This is a genomic window from Synechococcus sp. R6-10 (genome assembly GCF_047461815.1).
Taxonomy (GTDB): Bacteria; Cyanobacteriota; Cyanobacteriia; order Thermostichales; family Thermostichaceae; genus Thermostichus.
Map to the genome: position 1 here is coordinate 1 of NZ_JANSHW010000598.1, position 3,394 is coordinate 3,394.

Annotated in this window: 1 protein-coding gene and 2 tRNA genes; all 3 read left to right on the plus strand. The window is 59.6% G+C overall.

Features of this window, described 5'->3' with window-relative positions:
• The first annotated feature begins 201 nt into the window (after positions 1-201).
• Positions 202-287: transfer RNA gene (locus NW837_RS14370), tRNA-Tyr, on the plus strand.
• Positions 288-295: 8 nt separating this feature from the next.
• A tRNA-Thr gene (locus NW837_RS14375) sits at positions 296-367 on the plus strand.
• Positions 368-501: 134 nt separating this feature from the next.
• On the plus strand, positions 502-3,291 hold the full coding sequence (locus NW837_RS14380; RefSeq protein ID WP_414332266.1) for a cation-translocating P-type ATPase: 2,790 nt from the start codon (positions 502-504) through the stop codon (positions 3,289-3,291).
• Positions 3,292-3,394: the final 103 nt, after the last annotated feature.

Here is a 3,394-nt window from a genome sequence, read left to right on the forward strand (position 1 = left end):
TCTTAAACGATATCAAGTTCCTTATTCAGTTTGTCTTGAAAAGTGCCCAGCCCTAACCCGATCCCTTTATACCCAGCTCTGGGGCTGCCTCGTTCCGCTTCGACTCTGACTCCTCGGTTTTGAGATGGCTGACAATTGGCACAGTGGGAGTGTGTCTGACTTACGCAACACCTTCTGCTATGATGAAGGACCGGTGTCAACGGGTCGATGCCCGAGGGGTTAAAGGGGGCGGACTGTAAATCCGCTGGCTTACGCCTACGTTGGTTCGAATCCAACTCGGCCCACCATCGGCTTCGCCCACGTGGCTCAGTGGTAGAGCACCCCCTTGGTAAGGGGGAGGTCACGAGTTCGATCCTCGTCGTGGGCTTGGCGCTCTGAAGATGATCCCAGCCGCTGGCGCCAGAAGAGCTATGGCCCGAACAACTGGGGAGATGACAAGAATCCTCCCCCTCGAGGGCGGGGAGTATGTCAAAATGCGGCAAGAACCCTCGAGTGGTCGCGATGATCCCACCGGATGGATCCCCCCTTGCTTCTGTTCCTGCCTGGCATAGCCTCACCCTCGCCGCTGCCATCCAGAAGTTGCAGACCGATCCCGATCGTGGCCTCACCACTCAGCAGGTGATCCAGAGGCAGCGGCAATATGGCCCCAATGAGCTGATCACCACTTCTGGCCGTAGCTCCTGGCAAGTCCTGCTGGATCAATTCCGCAACATCATGCTGCTGATGCTGATCGCCGTAGCGGCGATCTCAGCCACTTTGGACTTGCAAGAAGGCGAGTTTCCTAAAGATGCCCTGGCCATTTTGTTGATCGTTGGCCTTAACGGTGGCCTGGGCTATTTGCAAGAAAGTCAGGCGGAAAAAGCGCTGGCGGCCCTGAAAAAACTGGCCTCCCCTACTGTGCGGGTGGAGCGGGATGGCCTGTGGCAAGAAGTTCCAGCCAGCCAACTGGTGCCGGGGGATCGCGTGCTGCTGGAAGCTGGGGTACAGATCCCAGCCGATGGGCGCTTGGCCGAGGCCGTGAACCTGCAGGTGCGGGAAGCAGCTTTGACCGGAGAAGCCACCCCTGTAACCAAACAGGCAGATTGCGTACTCCCGCCGGACATCGAGCTGGGGGAACGGCGCAACATGGCCTTCATGGGCACCGAAGTGATTCAGGGGCGAGGGATCCTCTTGGTTACTGCCACCGGCATGAACACGGAGCTGGGCAAGGTGGCGAAGCTGCTACAAACGGTGGAAAACGAGCCCACTCCCCTGCAGCGGCGCATGAGCCAACTGGGCAATGTGCTGGTGTCGGGATCCCTGGCTTTGGTGGCCCTGGTGGTGGGGATAGGGCTGCTGCAAGCCAGGAGTATGGCCCCTTTCACCTCGCTTCTGGAAACCTCCTTGAGCATGGCCGTGGCCGTGGTACCAGAGGGGCTGCCTGCGGTTATCACTGTCACCCTGGCTATTGGCACCCAACGCATGGTGCGCCGCCACGCCCTGATCCGCCGCCTGCCGGCAGTAGAGACCCTGGGATCCGTCACCACCATCTGCTCCGACAAAACCGGCACCCTCACGGAAAACAAAATGGTGGTAACCGACATCATTACCCCCGACCGCCATTACCACGTCAGCGGCAGCGGTTACATCCCCAAGGGCTCCTTCTACTGCGGCGGCCAGCTCATGGATCCGGAGAGCGCCCCAGATTTGCAGGCCATCTTGCGGGCCGTGGTGTTCTGCAACGATGCCCTGTTGCAGGCCAGTCTCCAACCCGTTGCCGGGCGTAACCCTCGGTCTGCAGTTTCTTCCCCCCCTTCAACGCCCACCTGGTCCATCCTGGGGGATCCCACCGAGGCCGCCCTGCTGGTGGCAGCCGCCAAGGCCAACCTCCACAAAGGCTCTTTACAGGAGCGCTACCCACGGGTGCAGGAGCTCCCCTTCAGCTCGGAACGAAAACGCATGAGCGTGGTGATCCAAGAAAACGGCGGCTACTGCGTCTACATCAAGGGATCCCCAGAGCTGGTGCTGGAGCGGTGTGATCGCATCCAGAAAGGGGGAACTTGGCAGGAGCTGTCGGAAACCGATCGCCAAGCCATCCTCGGCACCAACAACCGCCTGGCCGCCCAAGGTATCCGGGTTCTGGGGGTAGCCACCCAGAGGCTAGAGCGGATCCCGGACAACGGGGAAGAGGTGGAGCACAACCTGGTTTGGCTGGGCCTGATGGGGATGCACGATGCTCCGCGACCAGAGGCACGAGAGGCCGTGGCCCGCTGCCGAGAAGCCGGGATCCGCACGTTGATGATTACCGGCGACCACCAACTGACAGCTGTTGCCATTGCCCGCCAGCTGGGCATTCTCGAGTCGGAGGATCAGGCGATTGACGGGCGTACCCTCTCCCGCTTGAGTTTCGAGGAGCTGCTGCAAACGGTACAAACCGTCAGGGTCTATGCCCGCGTCGCCCCCGAACACAAGCTGCGCATTGTCCAGGCCTTGCAAAAGCAAAACGAGTTCGTGGCCATGACCGGGGATGGGGTCAACGACGCCCCTGCCCTGCGCCAAGCGGATATTGGCATCGCCATGGGCATCACGGGCACCGATGTGAGCAAAGAGGCCAGCGATATGGTGCTGCTGGACGACAACTTCGCCACCATCGTGGCAGCCATTGAAGAAGGGCGAGTGGTCTACAGCAACATCCGCCGCTTTGTGAAGTACATTTTGGGCAGCAACATCGGTGAGGTGCTGACAGTGGCTGCTGCCCCCATCCTGGGCTTGGGGGATGTGCCGCTGACACCCCTACAGATCTTGTGGATGAACTTGGTGACCGATGGCCTGCCCGCTCTGGCCTTGGCTTTGGAACCGGCGGAGCCAGGGGTGATGCAGCGCCCCCCCTTCAACCCCAAAGAGAGCATCTTCGCCCAGGGGCTGGGAGCCTACATGGTGCGCATCGGCGTGGTCTTCGCCATCTCCACGATCCTCATGATGGCCATTGTGGAAGCCTACATCCCCCACTGGCGCACAATGGTCTTCACCACCCTGTGTATCGCCCAGATGGGCCATGCGCTGGCCGTGCGCTCCAACGAGAAGCTCACCATCGAGACCAACCCTTTCTCCAACCCCTACCTGCTGGGCGCGGTCCTGACCACTCTGCTCTTGCAATTGGCTCTGCTCTATGTGCCTTTCTTGCGCAGCTTTTTTGGAACAGAGGAGCTAAGCCGTACTGAACTTTTAATCTGCCTGGGTTTCAGCACCGTGGTTATGGTCTGGGTGGAGTTGGAAAAACTCTATTGCCGCTGGCGCAAGGGATCCCGCTGAATCTTCACAATTATTTTTCACAATAAAGCATCTTCACAATAAAGAGTCTCTCTCCCTACTGCACCCAGAAACAAAGCTTTGAGCCAAGACTCATTTCCCCAAA